Below are 26749 nucleotides of genomic sequence, written 5' to 3'. Positions count from 1 at the left end.
GATTATTATGATTTCACGGATAATGCCAAGGGGTTAAGGGCAACCTGCTGGTAGCTCTTCACCCAGGATGAATAACGTTGTGGGTTCGCCCATACGCGATAATGTAAACGTGACATTGTCACAGGATCGCTTAATAGCACCAGACGTCGATCGCGCGATAGTTTATCTGGCGTTTCATTCAGAGCCTGCTCTACATGACGCTCACGTGCTATATCCAGCACGGGGCCCGAACGATGTCGTGCCGTTGCCATCGCCGTTGCCAGCGCATTCAGTGCCGGATTAAATACCGCATGCATAAAACCATCGCTCAGAGCACGGCTACGATTACGCTGTAAGTATTTATCCGTATCAACCAATACTTGTGGCGGAGAATACTCCTCCGGTATCAGGAACAGTTTCCAGCGCTTAGTCCGCAGACCCAGCGTGGTTCGGCTCGAGAATACCGACACAAATGGCGACAGAATTAACGAGAAGACAATCGGCGCCAGCCAGAACAGGAAACGCAGATCCAGATATGCCATACCGACCGCCCACACCAGGCCCAGCAGGAGCTGTGAACCATGACGCATAAAGGCTTCGCTCCATGGCGTCGAATCATCGTCTCGCTGCGGCGAATTCCATACCACTTCCCAGCCAAGGAACGCGCTGACCACAAACACGGTATGGAACAGCATACGAACCGGTGCCAGCAAGACTGAGAATAAGACTTCCAGCAACAGCGAACAGGTGACGCGACAGAAACCACCGTACTCTTTACTGCCTTTGCACCAGATAAGGATGATACTCAGCAGTTTCGGCAGGAATAGCAGCACCATAGTCGAGGCAAATAAAGCAATTGCCAGTTCCGGACGCCATTGTGGCCATACCGGGTAGAGCTGATAAGGCTGCAGGAAATACTGAGGTTCAGTCAGGGCATGTACAACCTGAAGTGCAGTAGAGAGCGCCAGGAACATAAACCAAAGCGGTGCTGACAGGTAGGACATCACCCCGGTGAGGAACACAGCACGGTGCACCGGATGCATTCCTTTTACCAGGAATAACCGGAAGTTCATCAGGTTACCCTGACACCAGCGACGGTCACGCTTGAGTTCATCCAGCAGGTTTGGCGGTAACTCTTCATAGGAACCCGGTAAGTCATAGGCAATCCATACGCCCCAGCCAGCACGACGCATCAGAGCTGCTTCCACGAAGTCATGAGACAATATGGAACCGGCAAAGTTACCGTCACCCGGCAACGGTGCCAGGGCACAGTGTTCCATAAACGGCTTAACGCGGATAATGGCGTTGTGGCCCCAGTAATGTGACTCCCCTAATTGCCAGAAATGTAATCCGGCAGTAAAGAGTGGCCCATAGACTCGGGTCGCAAATTGCTGGCAGCGAGCATATAAGGTATCCATACCGGATGCCTTCGGAGAAGACTGGATAATCCCGGCTTTTGGATTCGCTTCCATCAGACGGACCAGATTCGTCAGGCAGTCACCACTCATCACCGAGTCGGCATCCAGCACCAGCATATAGCTGTACTGTTTACCCCAGCGACGGCAGAAATCATCGATGTTGCCACTTTTACGTTTCACACGACGACGGCGACGACGGTAGAAGATTTGCCCTTCTCCTTCAACTTCTGCTATCAGTTCCAGCCAGGCTTTTTGCTCCGCAACGCAGATATCCGGGTCGTAGCTGTCACTGAGAATATACACATCAAAGTGTCGCTGCTGACCAGTCGCTTTTACCGATTCCCAGGTTGCCCGTAGTCCGGCAAAAACACGCGCCACATCTTCATTACAGATAGGCATGATCAATGCTGTACGATGCGCCGGATCGATGGGTTCATTGCCGGTCGTCGAGGCAGAGATACTGTATTTATCTTTCCCCATCAGTAGCTGCAGGAAGCCCATCAGAGCGGTCCAGAAACCGGCTGAAACCCAACAGAAAAGAACGGCAAACAGGATCAGAATACCACTTTGCAGCACATAAGGCAGAAGCTGCATAAATGATACCCACAAATCCTGATTCCCCATTTCCAGTGGGTTAATAAAAGCCCATCCCTGATAAGGCAGGATGGTTTTCATATACCAAGTGGCGACGACGGTTTGTGACAGGGTTAGTAACAGCAAGATATAACGGCGAATTGTACCCACCATACGCCACTGCTGTTCTGCCGCATTATCTTCACGCGCAACGCTGCGGCTGTGAATTTCACGCCCTCTGATCCTGTCCCAAAAACGCCCAATCGGGTTGGTGCGCCATGGGTCCGGATGCATCGCCGTTCTCGTGATTTCCGGCATCGCCTGCAACTGAGTGCGCCCTTCATAATCCAGACCCAGCTGCCCTTTTTTCAGTGAATCAGGCCAGACTGTCTTCAGACGTGACTCTACTGAAGCCAGCGGTGAATCATCCTCACGTTGAAAGTGCTGGTCACGGGTATCAAGTGCAGTATGTACTGCCTGAAGACTTTCTTCAGGCAGTTGCGCGCGCTCGGCATCCGACAGATTCAGGGCTGCAATATAATCAGATGTAGTAACAGTGGACTTATTCATTTGCAGGTAGCTGATAGCTCCAGGTTTCACTCAACGTCTGATCACCATTGACCAGTGCCGCACGCATATCGGTTATCTTTTTGTCATCTTTTTGCTTCACACGCAGTGTCAGACGCCAGCCCTTAATTGTCGGGTTATAACGCAGCTGGCTGTCAACGATTTCACCGTTTTCACCAATACTGGTTTGCGCTGTAACTGGCGTATCTTCTGGCAGTTTTTTCATATCTATGCCAGTGAAATCGATAACAAATGCAGTTGTACCGTCAGGCTGACGTACCAGATTTGCCTGTTTCACATCACCCAGTGAACGTCGGGTCTGTGTCGCATAGGCGCTGTCTGGTGCATGAAGTTTATCTTCATCACGACTGAAGGTTATGCTGTAGTTGAAATTCATTTCAACGCCTGGCTCTGGTAAGGTGTCCGGAGTCCAGTAAGCCACGATATTATCGTTGGTTTCATCGTTGGTTGGAATTTCGACTAATTCAACACGCCCTTTGCCCCAGTCACCATTTGGTGTTATCCAGGCGCTTGGACGCAGGTCATAGCGGTCATCTAAATCTTCAAAACGAGAGAACTGACGACCACGCTGGAGCAGACCATAACCTAACGGATTTTCCGTGGCATAGGAACTGACAGCCAGATGTTTAGGATTGTTTAACGGACGCCAAATCCATTCGCCATTACCGGCTTGAATCGATAAACCGTTAGAGTCATGCATTTCAGGACGGTAATTGATATTTGGAGAAGGTTGATTCGGACCGAACAAGAACATGCTGGTCAGCGGTGCCACGCCAATTTTACCGACTTTGTCACGCAGGTAGATTTTAGACTGGACTCTGACCACAGTATCGCGGCCCGGGATAATCATAAAGCGATATGCGCCGGTTGCGCGAGGCGAGTCGAGTAATGCATAGAGGACGAGCGTTTTATCATTCGCTTTCGGACGCTCGATCCAGTATTCACGGAAACGTGGAAACTCTTCACCTGAAGGTAAAGCTGTATCGATCGCCAGACCGCGAGCCGACAAACCATACACTTGTCCGGCACCTATAACGCGGAAATAGCTCGCACCAAGCATGCTGACGATTTCATCATCCTTACCCTTATCATTGATAGGATAGAGAATTTTAAATCCAGCAAAGCCCAGGTCTTTCATTGAGTCTTTGTCTGTTTTCAGCGTACCAAAATCAAAGTAGTCCGGGTTATAGCCGATTTTTCGCACAGTCGTCGCGGTCACTTCATTAAGAGTGACTGGCGTGTCAAAGTACATGCCCTGATGGTAAAACTCGAGCTTAAACGGGGTTTTTAAATCGCTCCAGTAAGCTTTATCATGGTTAAACTGGATCTGCTGGTAATCCGCGTACTTCATATTACGCAATTGTGACGGCAGATTGCTTTTAGGTACTTCGTAGCTTTTGCTTGCTAAATTTTTTGCCTGTTCTGCGACATCATTAATTGAGAAGGCCCATACCGACGTTGTATAAAGAGACAACATCACTACCGCACCCAACCAGCGTAATTTCATTAGTTCCGATTTATGTTTCATATTAACCAGCACATCCCCCTTTGTGTGCTCGAATCAATCTTACCATTTTAATGTAAACTCAGGGTTTACGACAACTGAATCCCCGCATTCTTCAACGCGCTGGCTCAGCTATTGAGCAAACAAGTGGTTAAAATTGATTTTAAGAATGCATCCGAGAGACAGAATGACACGCTTAGTGTACGGTTACCACGGATAACCTGCTACCCGGTGTATTTTACCCCTTAGCAAACAATAAGTTTAACGGCAAAAAGCTTAACAACAAGACGAAAAATCTGGAACAGTCCGGAGTGATATGAGTAATCCCCCTAAACAACGTGAATACTTTCTTGATTCCATCCGCGCCTGGTTGATGCTATTAGGTATTCCTTTTCATTTGTCATTGATTTATTCCGCACATCAATGGCATGTCAATAGCGCAACCTCTTCCGCAGGTTTCACGCTTTTTAATGATTTTATCCATGCCTTCCGCATGCAGGTATTTTTCGTTATTTCTGGCTATTTCTCTTACATGCTTTTTCTGCGTTACCCCATAAAACGCTGGTGGAAGGTGAGAGTTTTACGTGTTGGTATTCCAATGCTTGCCGCTATTCCACTCTTGACGCTCCCGCAGTTCTTGATGCTGCTCTCTATTAAAGGGCAAGCAGAAACCTGGCATCTGTTGAGTGGGTATGAAAAATACAATGCAATGGCATGGGAGCTGATATCCCATCTCTGGTTTTTACTGGTACTGATAGTGTTAACCACTATCGGTATGGCTCTGTTTAAATTTATCGCTCACATCAGCGGGAAAACCGCATCAGACCCGCAGAAACCCCCGACTTTATTTAAGCTGTCACTGCTGTTTTTAGGTTTTGGTATCTTTTATGCCGGGATACGCAGACTCATACTGATGACCTATCCGGCCTTGTTAGGCGACGGTTTATTTAATTTCGTGGTGATGCAAACCCTGTTCTATTTACCTTTTTTTGTTCTCGGCGCACTCATTTTCACCCGCGAATCATTAAAGACGCTGTTTATAACGCCTTCCACCGGTTGTACCCTGGGTTCAGCCGTTGCATTAATTGCTTATATTCTTAATCAGCGATATGGCAGCGGTGATGAGTGGATGTATGAGACCGAAAGCTGCATCAATATGCTGATGGGACTTTGGATGGTGAATGTGGTGTTTTCACTAGGCTATCGGCTACTTAACGTCCAGTCCTCACGGATAACCTATTTTGTTAATGCCTCTTTATTCCTGTATCTGGTGCACCACCCTCTGACACTCTTTTTCGGTGCCTATATCACGCCGCTAATCAGTTCAAACCTGCTGGGTTTCCTTGCCGGACTGGTGTTCGTTATCGGTATTGCACTGATACTTTATGAAATTCATCTGCGTATTCCCCTGTTACGTTTTCTGTTTTCGGGTAAAGCTAATCCCTCAACGTCAGACACCAGTAAAACATCTCAGACAAATAAATAAATCCCTTCGCTCCTTTGGACAGGCCTCCTTAGGAGCGAATACTTGAATTCACAGAGAGTCAGCTATTGCCTGATAAATTTGTTGTGTCTCGTCATCAAAACAGACAAAAATTGCCCGTTCAGGCAATGGACGCAAACCGAGATAGCGATACACGGTATCCCATGCAATACGCGCAGCCTGCTGTTTAGGGAAACCATAAGCACCGGTTGAAATAGCGGGAAATGCGATGGTGCGATAACGGTTTGCAGCGGCCAGTTCAAGGCAATTATGATAGGTCTGTGCCAGTAACTCAGCCTCCTGCTGGTCCCCCCCCTGCCAGACCGGGCCGACAGCATGAATAATCGCAAGTGCAGTGATATTACCCGCCTCAGTAATCACTGCATGACCCGGGTCACAGTCTCCCTCTTGCCGCCGAATAGTTTTACAGGCTTCAAGGATCGTCTCGCCCGCTGCACGGTGAATAGCACCATCCACGCCGCCACCGCCCATAAGAGAGGGATTTGCAGCATTAACAATGACATCAACATCAAGTTGCGTGATATCCCCTCTGATCACCTGTATGCAGTCACTCATTCCGTTCTCTCCTGAAAATCTTTGCCACAACTCAAGCTGAATCAGCGGCGATACTTCCCGTTCACCATAACAACGGGATAATTTGTTCGTTTGATCCTGCGGTACGCTACTTTGACTATTGCGCGCTACTCTAGTGCGGATTTATGACAAAAAATATATACCACCTGCCAGAATTGCGATATCAGGCAGAAGACGGATTGATATTTTTCATTAATTCTCGTCTTTCGCTTTCAGAACAAAAGCAGAACACTGACAGGCGTCAGGCGGTAAGCTGTCACCTGGCCATGTTAACATTTGATATTGCAGCCACACAAAAATATCCCCGGGCTTTCGTAAATGATGAAAATTCGCATATGCTTTAGCAAGAATGAAATCAAAATTGACGTTGATTAGACCGGGTCCTTGCTTGCTTTCACAAAGCTAGCTAGTTAATTTACTGTAAAAATTTATTATCACGGTGGCACTAAGATGGACTTAACCGTTCTTATCTTCCTTTTGGTTTATATCGCTATGGGTTTTGGTAGCCTTCCAGGCTTTAAAGTAGACCGAACGGGCGCGGCAATTATTGGTGCTATGGCAATGATGACTATCGGCAGCATCACGCCTCCTAAAGCCTGGATGTCCATTGATTATGGCACTATTGGCATGCTATTCGGTTTGATGGTGGTCTCAGCTTCGTTTGTCGTTTCAGGTTTTTATGCCTGGACGGTTAAAAAAGTAGCTACATTGAATGTAACCCCTCCAGTGCTACTTGCCGTGCTGATTGTGGTGGGAGGTGTGTTGTCTGCATTGCTGACCAACGACGTGGTTATTGTCGCTATGACTCCACTGCTGGTTTCAATAACCCTGGCTCGCGGACTGAATCCAATTCCTTTTTTACTGGCATTTTGTTTTGCCGCCAATAACGGGTCTGCCGGGTCGCTGATTGGTAGCCCGAAAAATATGATAATTTCCCAGGGGCTGGATTTATCCTTTATGGGATTATTACAGTCGGCGGGTATCCCTGCTTTACTGTCATTAATTGTTATCTGGGTTGTGGTCACCCTGCTCTATCGTAATCGCTGGTATATCGCTAAAGACCAGCTACAGGCCGCGCAAACCAGAGCGGGGTCAGCAGCACCAGGGGATGTTAAACTCGATACCTGGGAAACGGCAAAAGCCGGGGTGATTACTTTCGCGATTATCTTCTGTTTTATTTTTACCGATATTTCTAAGGAAATTATTGCACTAACTGCCGCCGGACTGCTGCTTATCAACCGTTCGATATCTTCTAATGACATGCTGAAATTAGTCGATGGTAATTTGCTGCTGCTGATTATGGGGCTGTTTGTCGTCAACGCGGCTCTGGCAAATACCGGGATCCCAAGTGATATTCTGCTTAGTTTGCATAAGTATGGTATCGACCTGAATAACCCTATTGTTCTGTTTTTAATCACCGGTTTACTGTGCATTATTGTGGGTAATAACCCGGCAATTATGTTGCTAGTGCCTTATGTGACCCATGAAGGAAGCATCGATGCGCTGGGTGCGGCGCTGGCGCTGGGTTCAGGCTTTTCAAGTAACTTCTTTGTCTTTGGCAGCCTGGCCGGGATTATTGTGGTTGAGCAAGCGAAAGTCTACGGAGTAAAAATCTCATTTATGGAATTCACTCGTTCCGGAGGCATTACGGCGCTGATTTGTATGCTGTTGTCCAGCGTATGGATCTTTGCTATCTCATAGCGATGCCAGATAAATAAACCTGAATGCATTTTCTGCATTAACAAATGTGATTGCTATCGTTGAAACTCTGCTCGGCAAGTGATTGAATAATCGCCTGCCGGCACGTGGATACAAGCATCGGACTCCGGTGGCTTGAAGTATGGCGGGCATATCTCCTTATAATCACTTAGTGAGCAGGTAAAATGATCAAGTGGCCATGGAAAGAACAGGATTCGACTCCCATTGATACTCTGCCCTGGCAACAAGCGCTGGCCATTCCCTTACTCTCTTCGCTCAGTGATACTGAACAGCAAAAACTGATTCAGCTGGCAAAGCGCTTTCTGCAACAAAAACATCTGTCGGCATTAGAAGGCTTCACCCTCGACGAGGTGAAATCAACCCGCATCGCCCTGCTTTTTTGCTTACCGGTGCTTGAGTTAGGTATTGAATGGCTTGACGGGTTCTATGAGGTTTTAATTTATCCTCAGCCCTTTACTGTTGATGATGAGTGGGAGGATGAGCATGGTCTGGTTCATCAGCAGCGTGCTGTTCACTCTGGGCAAAGCTGGCAGCAAGGCCCTGTTATTCTGAACTGGCTCGATATCAAAGACTCCTTTGACGCCTCAGGGTTTAATCTTATCATTCACGAAGTTGCGCATAAGCTTGATATGCGTAACGGCGGTTACGCCAGCGGCGTACCATTGACCAATCTCCGTGATATTGCTGGCTGGGAACGGGACCTGCATGCGGCCATGAACCATATCCAGGATGAGATTGATTTGGTCGGTGAAGAAGCCTCCAGCATTGATGCCTATGCCGCTACCGATCCGGCCGAGTGTTTTGCCGTGTTATCAGAATATTTTTTCAGTGCCCCGCAGCTGTTTACGCCGCGGTTTACTTCACTTTATCAACGATTTTGCCAGTTTTATCAGCAAGACCCGATGCAACGGCTATTAGTGAGCCAAAACATACTCAATACAAGCGACAAAATCGCGCATTAAGCCACCATCATGCTCTAAAATTAATCATACTAATTAATATGTTAGTTTTAGTGTTGACAGTTTTAATCGCTAACGCTAACATATGCCTCGTTAACACAATTCCTCTGTAGTTCAGTCGGTAGAACGGCGGACTGTTAATCCGTATGTCACTGGTTCGAGTCCAGTCAGAGGAGCCAAATTTAGAAAAGCAGATATCCCCGGATATCTGCTTTTTTGCTTTCTGGCAATGGCTTCCTCTCCTTTTAAGTTCATCCTCTGCACCGTCAAGGATAACTCCGGCAGAATACGTCGGAAAGTCTATCACTACAAATCGATGCGAGTTGAACATCCAAGCACTCTGTAGATCTCAGAAATCACCCGAGTTGTTGCATCCTCGAGGGTTCCTTCATTACGGCATAAAAACCAGCCGTGATTTGCAACTTCTCGCTCAAACGCCTCGGTACAAGCGATATGCTCTTCCAGCTTATGAATCACCGTGCTGCTTAATCCACGCGGTCGGGCCGCTGCCCTCGTCCATGATATATCAGGTGAAGTAACAACCCCGACATGCAGGTCTGGCATTCGCACGCTTCGTTCGATGTTAAGCTGTAAAATCTCTGCAAATGGAACCAGACGGCGAAACGCGGCATCCGACGGGTACCACCTGTCCATCAAAATGATGCTGTCCGGCGGCTGTTTAGTCAGCACTCGCTGGGAAATCCAGGCCCGGCTATCAGCAAAGCGCTCACAAATCTCCCATTCCAAATCCACGGAGGGATTTCTGGCGAGTTTGTTCACGAGGGCCATAGTTTCCCCCCTGTAGGGATCGCTTTTTTTCTCGCAAAGTCGGATGACCTTCTTGTTGTCTGCCCGGAGAACTTTCGTCATGGCCTCCAGCAGTGTGGTTTTGCCCGCTCCCTTGGGGCCATCCAGAGAAACAAACAGCGGACGACTCATGCTTCAAATGCTGATTGATAAACTGTTTTGGTAAAACTTAAATCGGGCAAAAGCATCTTCCTTCCTTCGTTTGACGGCTCTCCTCCACAAAGAAAAGCGATATACTCTTCAACCTGTCGAACCTGATCGACATCTGGCGGTACAGGAATGACTGGCCAGCGGTGTTAATGTCTATGTCATGCTCAGTATGGCATTCATGGCATTTATCCGCTCAGCGCTGCCGGGAAAATAACGTTAAAATATCCGCTTATTATGTTATATCGCGCCCTCTTTTGGTATATCGTTAGTTGTCTTCAACATCATGATTTGACAACGGACTTGAGATGAAACGGATAGCCGTACTTTCTTTGACAATGATCCTCACCGCCCCTGTATTGGCTATCGACATGCCCCCGCCCCTACCTATTAAAAGTATCGACTGGGTTCAAGACAGTACAATTCGCATCGGGCAAGGCATAAACGCGGCATATCGGGTCACGACGATGACGGGTCAGATCAGTGAGATATGGATCCATACCGATTGTCAGACACAAGATAAAACACTGCTGTTTATCGATACCCAGCCAGGGAAAGGACTGCGTGTTTATAGCACGGACTCCATTGACCGCTATATCCCGGGCTCCGTGTTCGAACCCGATGCAGACAGCTTGTTTATGACCACATCTGGGCTAAATTTGTGCACGAAAAATATTCCTGAGCCCTTATGGGTCGGCATTTCTTCCCGTAGTCAATCCGGTGAAAAACAGTTTGTGGATGTCAATAATAGCCTGCGGGAAGGGGCGATGCTGAAGGTGCGTCTGGCAACGGATTACGACAAAATCTACCACGATGAGAAATACGGTGCGCCTTACTCAGTGAAGATTGAAGGAGTCCTTCTGAACTGTGAAAAAATGGAAGGCATGGCGCTTACCACCTTCTCACTGGATAATCAGGGCGTCGTGACTGACACACGACCCGCGAAAAATGCCACCTTTACTGCACTTACACCCGATATGACGCGCGTGACAAAAGAGTTGTGTTCAAACAGAGATCTCCTGCATTACCAGGGGAGTGGAACGCTAAACTGGCGTAATAAAACAGTGGCCGATACCGCACCCGCGCATCCGGATATTGAAAACAATTCCCCGGCAGCATTACAGCGATTTGCTCTACCGACAGAGGTTATCCGCATCATCGACAGTACGTTCTCCGATCCGCAGCAAAAACCAAATTTCCGCTCTATAACCTATACCCAAAATGGCCCGGAAAAAGGCGGCCCAGGGCTGATGGCAAAAATTGACACTCAGCCAGATGGCACGACGCTGACCATTATGAAGATGATGATAGGTAATGCGGTGTTCTATTCCCAATACCAGCGCCTGTTCAATATGGTGGATATCAAGAAATGGGAGATTATGTCTGATGCACCTTGGGTGAGTAAAACGCTGGACAATACGATTGCGCTGCCTTTAAGTCCGGGCAAGGTTTATTCATCTCACAGCCAGATCGGTAACAGAGATAAACCTGAAACCGATAAGTCACTCAGCCAGACCTGCGTTGCCAGCAAAGAGTGGCATAACGCCGCCGAGCTTAATCCAAAATTCCCCGGACGCTATCTGGTATTTATCTGTAAAAATGATCTGGGTGACGGAAAGGAAGCCAGCAGCGACTACGCTTATTTTGACACACTGAGAGTGTTTATTCGCATCGGTTTCCAGGCCAATGGCCAGGCTAAACGGTTTACCTTCACAGATGTGCGCATCACAGATTAACGGGTGTGCAAACCCTTATTTCCATACTGTCTTCCGTCCACATCCGTGACCGTACGGATGTGGCATAATCCAAAGTGTGGCACTCTCGCAAAATGAAGAATATGTGGGTATGAACGTAGAAAGGATGCAGGCTCTTACCGACTCTCGGGCTTGGATGCAGGGGCGTCCGATTGTTCGTGTTTTAGCAAAGCCGCATCACGCTTTTTATTCGCGGCAATAGCTTCATCATGAATTCTGTTGCGGGTTTCTTCCTGTTCTTTGAGCTGTCGCTGGATCTGCTCATTGTATTCACGAGCAGATTTCTCACTATCCTCACGCCACTGGCGTTCAGATTGAAGCATTTGTTCATGCTGCTCCCGGTTTTTCTCCGCAAATTGATCTTGTAGCTGCTGCCTGCCTTGCTGGTCGGCCAGCACCGTGAAGCTAAAAAGTAATGCGGAGACACAGGTGATGCGGGTCCAACGAAAAAAATCTCCTGCCATGTATCAACTCCCTTTTCATTATTATTCAAAATTTAAAAAAATTGTTTGATGGCAAAAAATTACAAAAACAGGGAGTGTACAGAAAGGAGAAGTGTCTTAAATATTTGAACCTGCCCTCCGCGATGAAGAGGCAGAGCCTCTCGTAAAACCAAAAATGCCCTCTACCAAATCCGCAGAGAGCACCATTCTTTCCTTACTACTCAAACAGGATCAGAACACCACTTCCGCCTGCACGCCGAAGCTTATCTGGTAGTCTTTGCCGTCATTAAAGGTGGTACTGTCAATTTCGTTTTCCAGCGCTTTCAGATAGGTAGTGTATAAACGAAGTTCCGGTCGTGATGTGAGAATGCTGGTATCGACCTTAAAGACCTGTGCCAGCGTCACTTTGTAGCCGGACTCATCAAACTTGAGGCTATTTACACGGTTCTGCTGATTAAAGTAACCCAGTTCAAGCGCTGTCTGCATATTACGGTTCCAGATCCACGATGGGCGGATCACCGCACGCGTGGTGTCAAAGTCGGTGTGTGCGCCGGTAAAAGTGGAATAGAGATCGTGGCCTTGGCCATAGACCAGGGCGTGCGCCATAATGATCTTGTCGCTCAGGTAAAACTCGCCCTGACTTACCAGGCGCCAGCCAATACCCCCGCTGTGCATACCGTAATATGAACTGTTGTAATCAAAATCCGGGTTGGCGCTGGAGATATTCATAAACTGGCTGCCCAGCGAATTATCGGCCACCTGTAGCGTCAGTTCATTGGTGCCGCCGAGGAGTGGGTTACGTAAAATAGCCTGACCCAGCCAGGCGTTTTTTACCTGGTAATAATCGTTATCCGTCTGGCCTGCTTTCTGTTCGTCGGTCTGGTTGGCGAAGGCATATTTTGCACCTAATTCCAGCGTCACATCGTCAGTGATTGGGATATTTTTGTAGCGAACCTCGCCGATATTAACGTTTATTTGCGTGGTATCACTACAGCTTGAAGAACCCGCCGCACATACCGTACTGTAGTTATCAATATCATTACGCGTCAGCGCTGCACTCAGCGAGCCCACCGGCATCGCCCAGTTTTCTATCCCGATACCTGCACCGGAAAGCGTGCGGTTACTTTTCCAGTCCAGGAGCTGTATTTCATACTGCGGCAGGGTATGTTTACCGACCCATACCGAGGCTTCCGGCGCGAATGGCAGCAGACCATTGCCTTCCACATACAGCTTGCTGAGTTTACCCATACCGCCGCCGGACATGCCTTTTTCAAAGGATTCGTTGCTCTGGGTTAAGCCTAAATCCCCCTCAAACTGCACATTGGCCCAAATGGATTTATCCCCATCACGCCATGCACGTTTTTTTAGCGACAGGTTATACCAGCCGTCGTATTCGTTTCCGAAACGCCCCACCGAACCCACGGCCCAGGATTTTGGTCCGCCGTTAGTGGTGGTTGCCCAGCCCGAACGGAAATAGCCGGAGTATTTAAAGCCGGTATCATCCTGTACATATTTGCTGATTTTTTTCAGCGTGCTGTCTGACAGCTCCTGTGGTTCTTCCGGGGTTGTCGAGGTTGTAATAACTTCAGGGGAAGCCGATGTTACCGGGGTAGCAGCAGCGAGTTTTTTCTGCTGTGCCTGCTCTTTATCTTCATAGACCTGAAGTTTTTGCTGGGTGATGCGCAGCTGCGCTTCCAGCATTTCCATGCGTTGTTCCAGCGTAAGTTTTTGCGCTGCAACCTCACCGCTAACGGCATAACAAGATAATAAAACCGCTGCGATAATTGTTTTTTTATATTTCTGTTGATTCGCTTTCATCATTATTCCTTGATATTGCATCCCCGCAAAAAAAAAGACCTGCCACCAGCGGAATTAACGTCCGACGGTTGCAGGTCTCGCCTGAATTAAATCAGTAACGTCCTGAGGGGATGGATATATTTAATGGGTTGATGCTATTTATATCGCTCTTAATTTCTTTACAGTGCCAGCGTCATTACTGGGTCGCCAGGGCGAGAATGCGGATTATCGCTAATTCGCAGTTCACGCCAGGCTTCGCTGTTGGTCACAATCACCGGCGTCACGGTGTCATAGCCCGCCTTCTTAATTTCATCGAGATCAAAAGTCAGTAACAGCTGGCCTTTTTTCACGATATCTCCTTCTTTGACCTGCATCTGAAAATGCTGGCCTTCCAGCTGCACGGTATTAATCCCTACGTGGATCAAGACCTCCGCGCCACGGTCAGAGCTGATACCAATGGCGTGACCACTGGCGAAGGTGCTGGCGATATTGCCATCCACCGGCGAATAGACCCGTCCTTCATCTGGCATAATGGCGAAGCCCTGTCCGACAATACCGGAAGAAAAAACTTTATCGTCGACCGCCGTCAGCGGAATAACCAGGCCGGATACTGGTGCAGAAATTTGCTCGTCAGCCACCTGTGCACTGTTTACTGCACCCTTTTTTTCAATGTTCAGGGTCCGTTTTTCACCTGCAGATGTAGGCGCAGTAGCTTGAGTAGTGGATTTTAGCCCCGGGTCATCAAACCCAACTAACAGGGTCAGTACCAGACTGACGATAAATGCCACAACACAACCAATAAGAAAGCCGACAAAACCGTCTCCGTAGAAGATTGGCAGCGTCAGCAGACCGGGCATCCCCATGGAAATAGCCGAACTTTTCGCATAGCCCGCGATAGCTCCACCGCAGCCAGCGGCTATCACGGCACAGATAAAGGGCTTTTTCAGTTTCAGAGTAACGCCGTAAACGCCTGGCTCGGTGATACCGAATAACGAAGCGATAAAGCTACTTCCTGCCAGCGCCTTCAGCTTTTTATCTTTGGTGCGCAGCATGACGGCCAGCAATGCACCAGACTGAGCAAATACTGACGGGCTTGAGGCTGCCTTCAGATAGCTACGACCCATCACCGAGATATCGTTAATAAATACGGTAACAAAGCCCCAGTGCACGCCAAAAATAACCAATACTTGCCATGAGGCCGCCATCAGCGCACTGGCAATAATAGGGTTGAAGCCATAAATACTGACAAACAGAGAAGCAACCCCCTGACTCGCCGCAATACCAATGGGCCCGATGGTCATTAACGTTAATGGCACCATCAGCGTAAGCAGGAAGAATGGCGTCAGAATATTACGCACACTTTCATGAATATGACGGTTGAGGAAATGTTCCAGTATTGACATCAGCCAGACGCTGACAATAATCGGGATCACCGTACCGGTATATTTCACCATTAAAACCGGCAGACCAAAGAAGGTTACCGAATTACCCGCGGTAAATAACTCCTGAATACTGGGATATATCAATGCCCCGGCAATTGAAACGGCGACAAAAATGTTCGTTTCAAATTTACGTGCTGAAGTAATCGCCAGCAGCATCGGCAGGAAATAGAACAAACTGTCTGATGCTGCATGCAAAATAATATAGGTGGTTTCTTTGCTGGTCATCCAGCCTGCTGCCAGTACAATCGCCAGCGCACCTTTGAGCACACCGGCTGCGGCCATCGCACCCAGTAACGGAGTGAATATTCCTGAAACTAAATCGATCAGTCGCCCCAGTACCGAAGTACTGCTTTGTTGATCGGCCGCTGGCTGTTTGGCTTTATTCTCGTCCAGTAATCCGGAGATAGCACCGATGGCACGGAATACATCAGGAACCCGGTTACCTATCACCACTTGCAGCTGGCCCGAGCCTTTCACCACGGTGATAACCCCATCCAAGGCTTCCAGTTCCGGCTGATTCACCTTACTGTTATCGATAATTTTAAAACGCAGCCTTGTAGCGCAATGCACTAACGAGGCAACGTTACTCTCTCCCCCTACCAGCTTAAGAATATTTCCTGCCAGCACTTCAGTATTCATGATAATAATTCCCGTTTTATCTACGACAGTATTTGCTGTGCGTTATGCGCTCGTTGCCTGTATCTGCTGGCCAGCAGGAAAAAAAGCAAAAAAAAACCTGGATAAAATAGTGTGAAATAACACACTGCTTTATCCAGGTTTCGCCCAGAATATTCTGGTCACGTCCTGACGAACGCCTTTCTTTTAACAAGACTGCCGGTAAAATACCACTGACATATTAAATTTTGTGAAATTCATCACTAAAATTTAATTCCGCTGCTCATGAAAAAGAATTAAATACGGTACATACATCACATTTATTAACAGTAGTCATTGCCCCAACTGCACCCTGTTCTTATAACTAGCTCCTCAGGACGTTACTTATTATTTTATTCGGCGAAACCTGCTTTCTGTTGCTTACCCGGCAATGGAAAGCAGGTTTTTTTGTTTTTGGCTTACCATCAGAGAAAAATTATGGCCCGGTTAAACCGACTACTCAGCGCAATTATTGCCTGTACCCTGACCAGTACCAGCGCTCTCGCCGCACCGGCAGCGACAGAAGCAACCGAAGATAAAACGCGTATTCTGATTTTATCTGACATCGGCAATGAACCAGATGACTCCCAGTCGCTCGTGCGTTTCCTGGTCTACAGCAACGAATTTAACGTTGAGGGGCTGGTAGCCACTACCTCAACCTGGCTGCGGGACAAAGTTAATCCGGAAATGATGCTCAAGCGGATTGATGCCTATGAACTTGCACTACCCAATCTGCGCCAGCATGCGGATGGCTACCCGAGCGCCGAGGCGCTGCGCTCGGTAGTCCGTGCAGGTCGTGCGGGTTATGGTATGGATCATGTCGGTGCGGGAAAATCCACCGAGGCTTCGGCGCTGATTATCGAGGCCGTCGATAAGCAGGATCCTCGCCCGCTGTGGATTGATGTCTGGGGCGGTGCGGTGGATCTCGCACAGGCACTGTATGACGTGCGTGCCACCCGTACGCCAGAGGAGGTTGATGCATTCGTCAGTAAAATCCGCGTCTATGCTATATCCGACCAGGATAATACCGGTGAGTGGATCCGCGCCCAGTTCCCGTCTCTGCGCTATATCACCAGTATTCACGCCTGGAATGACTATTTTATCTCCACCTGGAGCGGCATGTCATCGCGCTTTGCCGAGGGGGGAGATATGAGTCAGGTCAACAACGACTGGCTTGATAAAAACATTCGTAATCAGGGACCTCTGGGTGAGGCCTATCCTGCGATTGAGTACACTATGGAAGGCGATACACCTTCGTTTCTCTACCTGCTAAAAAATGGACTGAACGCCCCGGAACACCCTGAGTACGGCGGCTGGGGTGGGCGCTATGCGGCAGTCACTCCCGACAGCAATAGCGGACTACGCACCAGCACCTCCGATACGGTAATGGGCGTGGACGGCAAAAGTCACCGTACCGCCAGTGCCACTATCTGGCGCTGGCGCGAAGCGTTTCAGAATGATTTTGCCGCGCGTATGCAGTGGAGCGTGACCCGTGATGTGAAAAAGGCTAACCATAATCCTGAGTTGGTTCTCAACGGCGAGTCCGGGCAGGGCATCGTTGAACTGCAGGTGAAAGCCGGCGAGGAAGTGAAACTGTCGGCGAAAGGGTCGCATGATATTGATAATAATCAGCTAAGCTACCGCTGGTGGCAGTATAAAGAACCCACGGCGACCACGATGCACATTCACTTTGGCCCGGATTTGAAGCTGGAAAATACCGGGAGTGATGAATTGATTTTTACCGCACCGCCCGTGAAAAAGCCCACTCCGTTCCATATTATTCTCGAAGTGAAGGATGACGGTACGCCACCGCTATTCTCCTACCGTCGCGCTATCGTTACCGTTACACCCTAACGCCAGCACGCCCGGGCATGCACATTGCCCGGGCGTAGAATACAACAGAGGTTAAACAGGCTCGTTCAGACTGGCCCCGTTGCTGCCTATTACATCGCGATACCAGAAGAAGCTCTTTTTACGACGACGATCTAATGTGCCGTTTCCTTCATCGTCACGATCAACGTAGATAAACCCATAGCGTTTAGACATCTGCGCGGTTCCGGCGCTGACCAGGTCGATAGGCCCCCAACTGGTGTAACCCAGCAGTTCAACCCCATCTTCGATGGCTTCTCTGACCTGTACCAGATGTGCCTGCAAATACTGGATACGATAATCGTCCTGAATAGATCCGTCTTCTTCCGGGACGTCTTTCGCCCCCAAGCCGTTTTCAACAATAAACAGTGGTTTCTGATAGCGGTCGTGCAGTTCATTTAACAGTAAGCGCAGCCCCTGTGGGTCAATTTGCCAGCCCCATTCCGAACTTTGTAGATGCGGGTTAGGGATCATACGCATGATGTTAGTCCGTGAACTTTGATACAGCTCCGGCTGTGCCGCTGCACAGCCACTCATGTAGTAGCTGAAAGAGATGAAATCCACCGTCTCTTTCAGATCTGTCGTATCCTGCGCAGTGATATTCAGTGCGATGTCGTTTTCGCGGAAGAAACGCCGGATCCACGCAGGATAAGCGCCGCGCGCCTGGACATCACCAAAGAATAACCAGTCGCGATTAACGCTCTGTGCCTTCAGAACATCCTCCGGCTTGCAGGTTATCGGATAGCGAATGCCTCCCAGCAGCATGCTGCCAATTCTGGCATCAGGAATAATCTCATGACAGGCCTTAACCGCGCGGGCGCTAGCCACCAGCTGGTGGTGGATGGCCTGATAGATCTCCTGCTTGCTTCTTTCACCCGCTAACCCGACACCGGTAAACGGAGCATGCAAGGCCATATTGATTTCGTTGAAGGTCAGCCAGTACTTCACTTTATCGCGATAGCGGGTGAATACCGTACGGGCATAGCGCTCAAACAGAGCTATCACTTCACGCCCGCCCCAGCCATCGTATTTCTTCACCAGGCCATACGGCATTTCATAATGGGACAGGGTAATCAGTGGCTGGATGCCGTAACGCGCCATTTCATCAAACAGGCGGTCGTAAAACGCCAGCCCTTCTTCATTCGGCTGGGTTTCATCACCTTCGGGATAGATACGTGTCCAGGCAATGGAGGTTCGTAATACTTTGAAGCCCATTTCAGCAAATAGCTTCACATCTTCCGGATAGCGATGATAAAAGTCGATGGCCAGATCTTTTATTCCACTGCTAGCGCCATCCCGCTCCACCACCTTGCCATGAATACCCTGAGGCTGAAGATCCGAGGTGGAAATACCCTTCCCACCTTCGTTCCATGCGCCTTCCACCTGGTTTGCGGCCACCGAACCGCCCCATAAAAATCCTTCCGGGAATGCCATATTCATCGTTACGTTTTCCTTTATCGTCAATTCACCTGCACGCTTTTAGCGGGGGTCTGAAAACAAAAAAACCCGCCCGGCACCGGCATCAATAGATGTCAGTGCTGGAGCAGGTTTCGCCTGATTAGTTCAGTTACGTCCTGAAGTATGCCCTGATAGTAGCACTAAGTGCCGCTGAGACGATTAATATGAATGGTCAGAAACATCACCTCATCGGTGGTGAGCTGACAGCCATAGTTTTTATCCACATAGTGATGGATTTTCATTGCGCAGGCCCAGGCTGTCGGCATCATTTCGGTAATGCCCTGATAGATACTGTCGTCGCCGTACGCCACGGTTTTGCGGTTCAGCAGCCGCAAAGCGAAAAATTTAAGATGGGTGACAAAACGCTGGTAGTCCAGCGACTCCTCATCCCAGGTCAGTTTCAGGTCGTACTGCAGAATACTCAGTACATCCTTGATTATCGTTGCGCTGTCCATGGTACTTTGCATATCGCTGTTATTTTTCGCATTGGCCAGATGCAAAGCAATAAATCCGGCTTCATCCTGTGGCAGTGTGATACCGACAGCCTGTTCGATAAGTCCCAGCGCTTCCAGTCCGACAGCAAACTCCTCGGCATAAAAGCGTTTAATATCCCACAGCAAAAAGTTTTTTATCGTCAGCCCGTTACTCTGGCGCTGAATGGCGAAATTAATGTGGTCACTGAGTGCCAGGAACAGCGTATCCTGGACGGTTATCGCCAGCCGTTGCTGCGCCAGATTGATAATGCGTTGCGTGACGGCAAGATAGGCAGGCGGGATCTCCGATAACAGTTGCGAAAAGACATCAGCCAGCCCCTCTGATTTTTTTACGAACTGACTCTCGATTTCGCAGGCGTCCACCCTGTCACCTGGCTTTTTGCCAAAACCAATCCCTCGCCCGATCGCCACGACTTCTTCATTCCTGGCGTTAATCAGCAGAACCGCATTATTACTGAGTATTTTATCGACTTTCATTGCAGCCATCTTTCTACGTGACCTTTTTCATAAAATTTGCATCTGAACCCGTCGCACGTACCATAAAAAAGACGAAAAAAAACCCGATTAGATTGAAGCCGTAATGGTCTCAATTTAATCAGGTTTCGCTCAGAGTTATCTGATAACGTCCAAGTGGCTGTTATAACCAATCAAACCCACGGGCTCAAGCCCTATCTCAAGGAACTGTGATGACAATCATGAACTGTCGTCCAATAGCTCCGAAAGTTAACCACACGGGATCAATGCACAACGCCATAAGAATAATAACAACGCTATCAGGCAGGCTATTACCTGTATCCATCCCAGGGATATCATGGCGGGGAATGTCAGTACAGACCCCAGCCAGGTGGTAACCGCCGCTGCTCCCATCGTCAGAAAACCAAACAGAGCGGATGCTAGCCCTGCCTGTTTTCCAAAAGGTCCCATGGTGATAGCGGTTCCCAGGGGATTAGCCAGCCCCATGCCCCAGAGAAACATCACCATCGATAAGGTATACCAGCCTGAATCGGGTTTTTCCGAGCCAGTCAGTAGCAGACTCCCGCCGAGTAAGGCAATGAAAATTCCCGCCGAAGCAATAATCTCTACGCCATATCGATGTGCCAGTCGAGGTGCCGCCATACCCGCCGCAAAGACCACCAATACCGTAGCCGCAAAATAGAGCCCGGCTTGCAAGGGTGATAATCCTATCCCGTTCATCAATATGGCCGGGGCGGCAGCGAATGAGGCAAATAAGCCGCTCATCAGTAGACTCATAGACAGCGCCGGGAGGATAAATCGTCTGTTTGCGGCCAGCCTGCCATAGGCTGCAATCACGCCCGAAACCGAATGTGAGGTCCGCCGCTCAACGGGATGCGTCTCCCCCAGTGCACGGACATAGAATACCGCAATGGCGAATGCCGCCAGCCCCACCAGAATAAAGATAGCCCGCCAGCCCAACGTCGTTGCCAGCACACTGCCCACTAGCGGAGAAAAACCCGGGGCCGCGGCTGTCGCAATCATCGTCAGGGATAGCGCACGGGCCAATGTTTCACCCTCAAATAAGTCCCGTGCGATAGCACGCGCTAAAACAGCCGCAGCACAGACGCCCAGCGCCTGAATAACACGGCCCAGAATCAACATGTCAAATGATTCGGCAAGTCCTCCCACCAGGGTACCGACAATAAAGATTGCCAGTCCCCCTAGTACCAGCTTCTTTCGTCCGTAAATATCAGCCAGCGGACCTACCACTAGCTGCGCTAAGGCGAAAGTAATAAAAAAACTGGAGAGTGTCAGGCCAAGCTGGCGTGCAGAAACCCCCAGTTGTTTCCCAATATCAGGAAACGCGGGCAGTATAATATTGGTCGACAGGATACCAATAGCTGAAAGCCCCGCCAGTAACGTGATGATTTTGCCTGTTAATAGAGGGGCCTCATCCGTTTTCCCATAGCGATGTTGCGTCTTCATACTACAGCCTCTGTTTTATTCGCTGGCTGAGTATCGGGCCGTATCTTGAACCAGATGGCGTACATAGCGGGCAGGAATACCAGGGTGATAACCGTCCCGCCAAAGGTTCCGCCGATCAGGGTGTACGCCAGTGTTCCCCAGAAAACGGATTGCGTCAGCGGAATAAATGCCAGGATAGCAGCCATTGCCGTCAGCAAGACCGGCCGGGTTCGTTGTACAGTCGCCTCCACCACCGCCTGTAAGGGTGCCAGACCTTCACGTTCGTTATGGTGAATTTGCCCTATCAGAATCAGCGTGTTACGCATCAAAATCCCTGACAGGGCAATAAGTCCTACCAGTGTATTGATTCCAAAAGGTTGGTTGAACAGTAGCAATGTGGGTACCACACCTATCAGTCCAAGCGGTGCAGTGAGAAAGACCATCACCATCGCCGACATCGAACGTACCTGTAGAATAATGATCAATAGCGTTATCGCTATCATGATGGGAAATAACGGGACCATCGCTTTGGTCGCTTTCCCTGACTCTTCAATCGGGCCCGCTTCCTCAATACGGTATCCGGCCGGAAGTGAAGCGATAATCGGCTGTAACTCTTTCATGATTATCGTTGAAACATCAGGTGGCTGTAGGTTTTCCGCAATATCACCACGGACAGTTATCATCGGCGTACGATCCCGACGACGCAATACGGGTGCTTCCATTCGGACTTCAGCATCCCCTATCTGAGAAAGCGGAATGCGCTGACCGGCCGATCCCACTAACGTAAAACCGGCTATTTTTTCCGGATCAAGGCGGATATCTCCTGCTGCGCGCCCCACGACCTGTACCGAACGGATATCTTCACGTACAGAGGTGATAGGGATCCCTGAAAGCAGAAACTGGAGCTGCTGCGCAACGGCATTCGATGTCAACCCTACCGCCTGCAACCGGTCTTGATTCAGAGTGAAATGCAGCGTGGGTACGGGTGAACCCCAATCAGTATTGACCGTTCTCATCAGCGAATTAGCCTGCATCACCCTTTCAACCTGATGAGCAATTTCGCGCAGTTTAGAAGGATCTTTCCCCATCACACGGAAGGTCACCGGATAAGGCGAATACGGACCAAATACCAGTTGCGTCACACGGATACGTGCCTCTGGTGCCAGACCATCAGCCACTGCTTTCTGAAGTCGTAACTTGAGTGTTTCACGCGATTTCTGACTGTCCGTCAGCACGACGATTTTCGCAAACGAAGGATCGGGGAGTTCTGGTGCCATCGCCAGATAAAAACGGGGTGAACCTTGCCCAATGTAGGCGCTGACAATTTCGGCCTCTGGCTGTTTCTCCAGCCAGCCCTCTATTTTCTCAGTAGCCGCGCTGGTCTGCTCAATCGAAGTGCCATAAGGCATCTGGACTTCAACCAGGACTTCCGGGCGATCGGATGTGGGGAAAAATTGTTTGTTGACCAGCCCCATACCCAGGATTGCACCAATAAAGAGGGCAATGACGGTACCCGCAACCAGCCATTTATGCGCTATAACACGGGTCAGGAGTCGGCGGAAGCGGTTATAGCGAGGGGTATCGTAAATAGCCGCGTGTCCTCCCGGCACTATTTTGATGTTCGGTAGCATTTTCACACCCAGATACGGCGTAAATACCACCGCGACTATCCAGGAAGCAATCAGGGCAATACCCACAATCCAGAACATATTGCTGGTGTACTCTCCGGCAGTGGACTGCGCAAAACCATTGGGCATAAAACCGATTGCCGTGACCAGTGTTCCTGCCAGCATAGGCGCAGCAGTATGGCTCCAGGCATAGGCTGAGGCCGTGGTGCGGTCATAACCCTCCTCCATTTTTACCACCATCATTTCGATGGCGATAATGGCGTCATCCACCAGTAATCCCAGTGCCAGAATTAAAGATCCCAGCGTGATACGGTCGAAATTTTTCCCCGTTGCCTCCATCACCACAAAAACGATAGCCAGTGTTAGCGGCACAGCAGCGGCCACCACCACCCCAACGCGCCATCCCATGCTAACGAAACACACCAGCATTACCACCAGTAGTGCAACAAAGAATTTGATCATAAATTCGTCAACAGCAGAACTGATGTTGACGGACTGATCGGTAACTTTCGTCAATGTCATGCCCAGCGGCATATCCTCATTGATTGCTGTCATTTCCCTATCCAGCACCTTACCGAGATCAAGACCGTTCCATCCCTCACGCATGATGATACCCAGCAGCAGTGCCGGTTCTCCCTGATTACGCACGAGGAAGGTTGCAGGATCTTCATACCCACGTTCGACGGTTGCTACATCCGAAAGCTGTATTGTTCTGCCCTGAACAATAATCGGGGTATCGCGGATTTTCTCGAGTTTATCAAAGGCGCCATCAAGACGAATAAAGACCTGGGGCCCGCTGGTTTCAATCGAACCTGCTGGGGTCAGCGCGTTCTGGCTATTGAGAGCGGAGAAAATATCCTGAGGAGAAATGCCCAGTGTTGCCAGCCTGTCATGCGAGAACGAAACAAAAATACGCTCCGTCTGCTCACCGATAATATTGACCTTCTTGACACCCGGCAGATGCAGCAGACGCTGGCGCAACGACTCAGCTTCACGAACCAGTAGTCTCTGTGGCTCCCCTTTCGCCTTAAGAGCAAAAAGGGCAAAAGTAACATCGGAGAACTCATCATTGACCAGCGGACCAATAACGCCTTCCGGCAGATTTTTGGTCTCATCACCGAGCTTTTTGCGCGCCTGATAGAACTCTTCCTCTACCTGTGAAGGCGGTGTACTGTCTTGCAGTGAAAGCAAGGTAAAAGCAAGACCTGGACGGGTATAAGTTTCACTGTGCGAGTACCACTTAAGTTCTTGCAAACGTTTTTCGAGCCGCTCGGCAATCTGGTCCTGCATTTCTTGCGCTGTCGCACCTGGCCAGGCTGAAACAATCGTCATTTGCTTAACGGTAAAGGGCGGATCTTCCGCCCGGCCCAGTTCGAAGAAGGACAGGATACCGGCGACTGTAATCAGAATAATAAGGAATAAAGTCACCGATCGTTCCCGAACCGCGAGGGCCGAGAGATTAAAGCGCCCGTTACTCATGGCTGACTCCCCGGGATACTGGCATCACCTGGTTGAGTCGTACGAACAGCTTCCCCCTCATGCAGCAAATGCGCACCCAGGGCGACTATTTGCTCGCCCGGTTTAAGGTTACCTGTCACCTTTGCCACCTCATCCCCGAGGCTCAATATCTGTACGGGTCGCCATGACACTTTGGCAGGCTGACCAGAAATACCCCAGACTCCAGGCCCGTTATCCAAGTGATAGAGTGCCGTTAAAGGCACCTGTAGCACCGGACTGGTAACTTTGTTTTCTGTAATATGAAGCGTGACAGTGGCACCTAATGGCGCAATGGCAAGTTCCCCTTCAAGCACATATCTTGCTTCAAAGGTGCGCGTGACAGGATCAGCAGCATCAGACAGGAGACGCAGTTTTGCAGGAACCGACTGTTTAGTACCGTACAGCCGCGCCTGGGCTTCGCTTCCGGCAACCGGACGTAGCGTCTCAGGCAATTGCACCATGGCCTCGCGCTGCCCGGCTTTAGCCAGGCGGACAACAGGCTGGCCCGCACTTACCACTTGACCAGGCTCTGCCAGTGTATCCATCACCACGCCATCGGTATCCGCGAATAACACCGCATAGCTTGTCGCGTTTTGTGCCAGATTTGCCTGTGCCCGGGCAGCACTAAGTTCAGCTTTAGCTGTCTCTGCCGCGGCTTTCACCTGACTATAGGCTGATGAAGATATGGCCCCTGTTGCAACCAAACTCCGATAACGTATTTCTTCATCCACGGCCTGTCTGGCACGAGCTTTAACCGCAGCGACAGCCTGTTGCTGAGCTTGAGCCTGAAGATTCAGATCGATGGGATCCAAACGCATCAATGGCTGGCCGCGTGTTACGGTCTGGCCGGTATCAACCAGACGTTCAAGGATTTTACCTGGTACTCTAAAACCAAGATCGCTTTGAGTATGCGCAACAATAACACCCGTGAAGGTGCGAGAAGCTTCTATAGCACTCATTACCGTTGCAGCCCTGACCAAGGGCGGCTGAGTACGGGGATCATCAATACTGGAAACATCACCGCAGGCGACAAGTAAAAGCGGTAACAGACAAAAAATCAAAGTGACAGGTTTTAGCCTGAGCATGGGGTCCCTTACTGATTTAACAGGATAGTAACCGCATTCTCATTCTAGTGACCAAATTAGTCAATAGTCACAATCAAGGTGACAGGCTTCTTAGTATCAGAGATGACAAAAGTGCTGCAGCTGATTCTGCTGTCTCCAGATTATATTGCAGCTGTACTGGACTGATATAAGGTTGCATTACCAGATATATTGCATGCGCTGCCTCATCAAGTGGCGTTTTTCGTTCAAACTCTCCTGTTTTCCGGCCTTCGAGAAGAATTTGCTCGATAAGTTTGCGCAAACGTTCTTCATGCATCTCTGCAGATGGCCACTTATCGCGTGTCGCCACCACGGCAATATCATAAAGCTTACGGTCATGAAAAAATAAATCACAACCGGCTTCAGTAAGCGCTCTGAATAAGCGTCTTAACTTTTCAGAGGCCGTCGGCGCACCATCGATAGCGGCATCGACAATATTCATAATCATCGCCAGCCGGTTGGTACAGATAACCTCACCAATAGCCTGCTTGGAATCAAAAAATTTATATATATAGGCTTTTGAAAATCCGATTGATTTAGCCAAATCGGAGACGGTGGTTTTATCGAAACCAAAATGTCCGAAATGCTCAGTGGCTGCTTCCACAACCTGGAGGCGGACGCTATGATCCGATGGTCCCCTTGGGGGATGTGTATTTGTATTTTTAGTCATTTTTTCAGCTTAGCTTAATGAATTCTAATTAACAACGAGTAACCAAATTGATTGATTGGTCACCTTCACCAGATAGACCAAAGATATTTACCCTGCAACTATCAGATACAATCAGCAGACTGCCCCCCATGACAAGGAATCTAAAAAATCTCAGCTCAGTACTGGATTATAATCGCTACGGTAATAGTTATAAAACCTATCTGATCGCCGTCTGGAAATGGATGCTTAAGGCAGACAAGGAGATGGATA

General features: G+C 49.2%; 18 protein-coding genes and 1 tRNA gene. 6 read left to right on the top strand and 13 right to left on the bottom strand.

What is annotated here, in order from left to right:
- Positions 1 to 5: 5 nt before the first annotated feature.
- Together mdoH and mdoG are read right to left on the bottom strand one after the other, a co-directional pair.
- Complete coding sequence (gene mdoH, locus M2387_RS20630; RefSeq protein WP_259052203.1) at positions 6 to 2540, bottom strand: glucans biosynthesis glucosyltransferase MdoH; 2535 nt, start codon at positions 2538 to 2540, stop codon at positions 6 to 8.
- Positions 2533 to 4086, bottom strand: a complete 1554-nt coding sequence (gene mdoG, locus M2387_RS20625; RefSeq protein ID WP_259052201.1) for a glucans biosynthesis protein MdoG — start codon at positions 4084 to 4086, stop codon at positions 2533 to 2535. The genes mdoH and mdoG overlap by 8 nt, the downstream gene beginning before the upstream one ends.
- A 292-nt stretch (positions 4087 to 4378) precedes the next feature.
- Here mdoG and mdoC point away from each other — a divergent pair, with 292 nt between their 5' ends.
- A complete protein-coding gene (gene mdoC, locus M2387_RS20620) occupies positions 4379 to 5548 on the top strand; it encodes a glucans biosynthesis protein MdoC (RefSeq protein WP_259052199.1) in 1170 nt (389 codons plus the stop codon).
- A 48-nt stretch (positions 5549 to 5596) separates the two neighbouring features.
- Here mdoC and ymdB read toward each other — a convergent pair whose 3' ends face one another.
- A complete protein-coding gene (ymdB, locus tag M2387_RS20615; RefSeq protein ID WP_259052197.1) occupies positions 5597 to 6121 on the bottom strand; it encodes an O-acetyl-ADP-ribose deacetylase in 525 nt (174 codons plus the stop codon).
- A 468-nt stretch (positions 6122 to 6589) separates the two neighbouring features.
- On the opposite strand from ymdB, the gene M2387_RS20610 reads away from it, so the two are divergent.
- From M2387_RS20610 to M2387_RS20600, 3 genes are all read left to right on the top strand, one after another.
- Positions 6590 to 7840: an ArsB/NhaD family transporter gene (locus tag M2387_RS20610; protein WP_259052195.1), complete on the top strand. Its 1251-nt coding sequence runs from the start codon at positions 6590 to 6592 to the stop codon at positions 7838 to 7840.
- 182 nt (positions 7841 to 8022) lie between these two features.
- Entirely contained in the window at positions 8023 to 8820 is a 798-nt protein-coding gene (mtfA, locus tag M2387_RS20605) for a DgsA anti-repressor MtfA (RefSeq protein WP_259052194.1), read from the top strand.
- Positions 8821 to 8920: 100 nt separating this feature from the next.
- Positions 8921 to 8996, top strand: a tRNA-Asn gene (locus M2387_RS20600).
- 127 nt (positions 8997 to 9123) lie between these two features.
- Here the strand turns inward: M2387_RS20600 and M2387_RS20595 are convergent.
- Positions 9124 to 9756, bottom strand: coding sequence for a dTMP kinase (locus M2387_RS20595; RefSeq protein ID WP_259052193.1), 633 nt, complete (start codon positions 9754 to 9756; stop codon positions 9124 to 9126).
- A 323-nt stretch (positions 9757 to 10079) separates the two neighbouring features.
- Between M2387_RS20595 and M2387_RS20590 the strand changes: the two genes are divergently transcribed.
- Positions 10080 to 11507 (top strand): hypothetical protein, encoded by a 1428-nt coding sequence (locus M2387_RS20590; protein ID WP_259052192.1) that lies wholly within the window; start codon positions 10080 to 10082, stop codon positions 11505 to 11507.
- Between the two features lie 134 nt (positions 11508 to 11641).
- Here the strand turns inward: M2387_RS20590 and M2387_RS20585 are convergent, their stop codons facing one another.
- The 3 genes from M2387_RS20585 to M2387_RS20575 form a co-directional block, all read right to left on the bottom strand.
- Complete coding sequence (locus tag M2387_RS20585) at positions 11642 to 11989, bottom strand: hypothetical protein (RefSeq protein WP_259052191.1); 348 nt, start codon at positions 11987 to 11989, stop codon at positions 11642 to 11644.
- Positions 11990 to 12199: 210 nt separating this feature from the next.
- On the bottom strand, positions 12200 to 13789 hold the full coding sequence (locus M2387_RS20580) for a carbohydrate porin (protein ID WP_259052190.1): 1590 nt from the start codon (positions 13787 to 13789) through the stop codon (positions 12200 to 12202).
- A 155-nt stretch (positions 13790 to 13944) separates the two neighbouring features.
- Complete coding sequence (locus tag M2387_RS20575; RefSeq protein WP_259052189.1) at positions 13945 to 15846, bottom strand: beta-glucoside-specific PTS transporter subunit IIABC; 1902 nt, start codon at positions 15844 to 15846, stop codon at positions 13945 to 13947.
- A 453-nt stretch (positions 15847 to 16299) separates the two neighbouring features.
- On the opposite strand from M2387_RS20575, the gene M2387_RS20570 reads away from it, so the two are divergent.
- Positions 16300 to 17715, top strand: a complete 1416-nt coding sequence (locus M2387_RS20570) for a DUF1593 domain-containing protein (protein ID WP_259052188.1) — start codon at positions 16300 to 16302, stop codon at positions 17713 to 17715.
- Positions 17716 to 17766: 51 nt separating this feature from the next.
- Here the strand turns inward: M2387_RS20570 and M2387_RS20565 are convergent, their stop codons facing one another.
- The 6 genes from M2387_RS20565 to M2387_RS20540 all read right to left on the bottom strand — a co-directional run bounded on the left by M2387_RS20565 (position 17767) and on the right by M2387_RS20540 (position 26500).
- On the bottom strand, positions 17767 to 19170 hold the full coding sequence (locus M2387_RS20565) for a glycoside hydrolase family 1 protein (protein ID WP_259052187.1): 1404 nt from the start codon (positions 19168 to 19170) through the stop codon (positions 17767 to 17769).
- A 158-nt stretch (positions 19171 to 19328) separates the two neighbouring features.
- Positions 19329 to 20159 carry a BglG family transcription antiterminator LicT gene (licT, locus tag M2387_RS20560; RefSeq protein ID WP_259052465.1) on the bottom strand — a complete coding sequence of 277 codons (831 nt, stop codon included), beginning with the start codon at positions 20157 to 20159 and terminating at the stop codon, positions 19329 to 19331.
- Positions 20160 to 20405: 246 nt separating this feature from the next.
- Complete coding sequence (locus tag M2387_RS20555) at positions 20406 to 21623, bottom strand: multidrug effflux MFS transporter (RefSeq protein WP_259052185.1); 1218 nt, start codon at positions 21621 to 21623, stop codon at positions 20406 to 20408.
- Complete coding sequence (locus M2387_RS20550; RefSeq protein ID WP_259052183.1) at positions 21620 to 24709, bottom strand: efflux RND transporter permease subunit; 3090 nt, start codon at positions 24707 to 24709, stop codon at positions 21620 to 21622. The genes M2387_RS20555 and M2387_RS20550 overlap by 4 nt, the downstream gene beginning before the upstream one ends.
- On the bottom strand, positions 24706 to 25812 hold the full coding sequence (locus tag M2387_RS20545) for an efflux RND transporter periplasmic adaptor subunit (protein WP_259052181.1): 1107 nt from the start codon (positions 25810 to 25812) through the stop codon (positions 24706 to 24708). Before M2387_RS20545 ends, M2387_RS20550 begins: the two co-directional genes overlap by 4 nt.
- 73 nt (positions 25813 to 25885) lie before the next feature.
- Positions 25886 to 26500, bottom strand: coding sequence for a TetR/AcrR family transcriptional regulator (locus M2387_RS20540; RefSeq protein ID WP_259052178.1), 615 nt, complete (start codon positions 26498 to 26500; stop codon positions 25886 to 25888).
- Positions 26501 to 26749 lie beyond the last annotated feature (249 nt).

Source organism: Klebsiella sp. BIGb0407, from assembly GCF_024807845.1.
Classification (GTDB): domain Bacteria; phylum Pseudomonadota; class Gammaproteobacteria; order Enterobacterales; family Enterobacteriaceae; genus JGM124.
The sequence above is the reverse complement of the archived record's forward strand: the minus strand, read 5'-3'. Positions and strand labels throughout refer to the sequence as shown.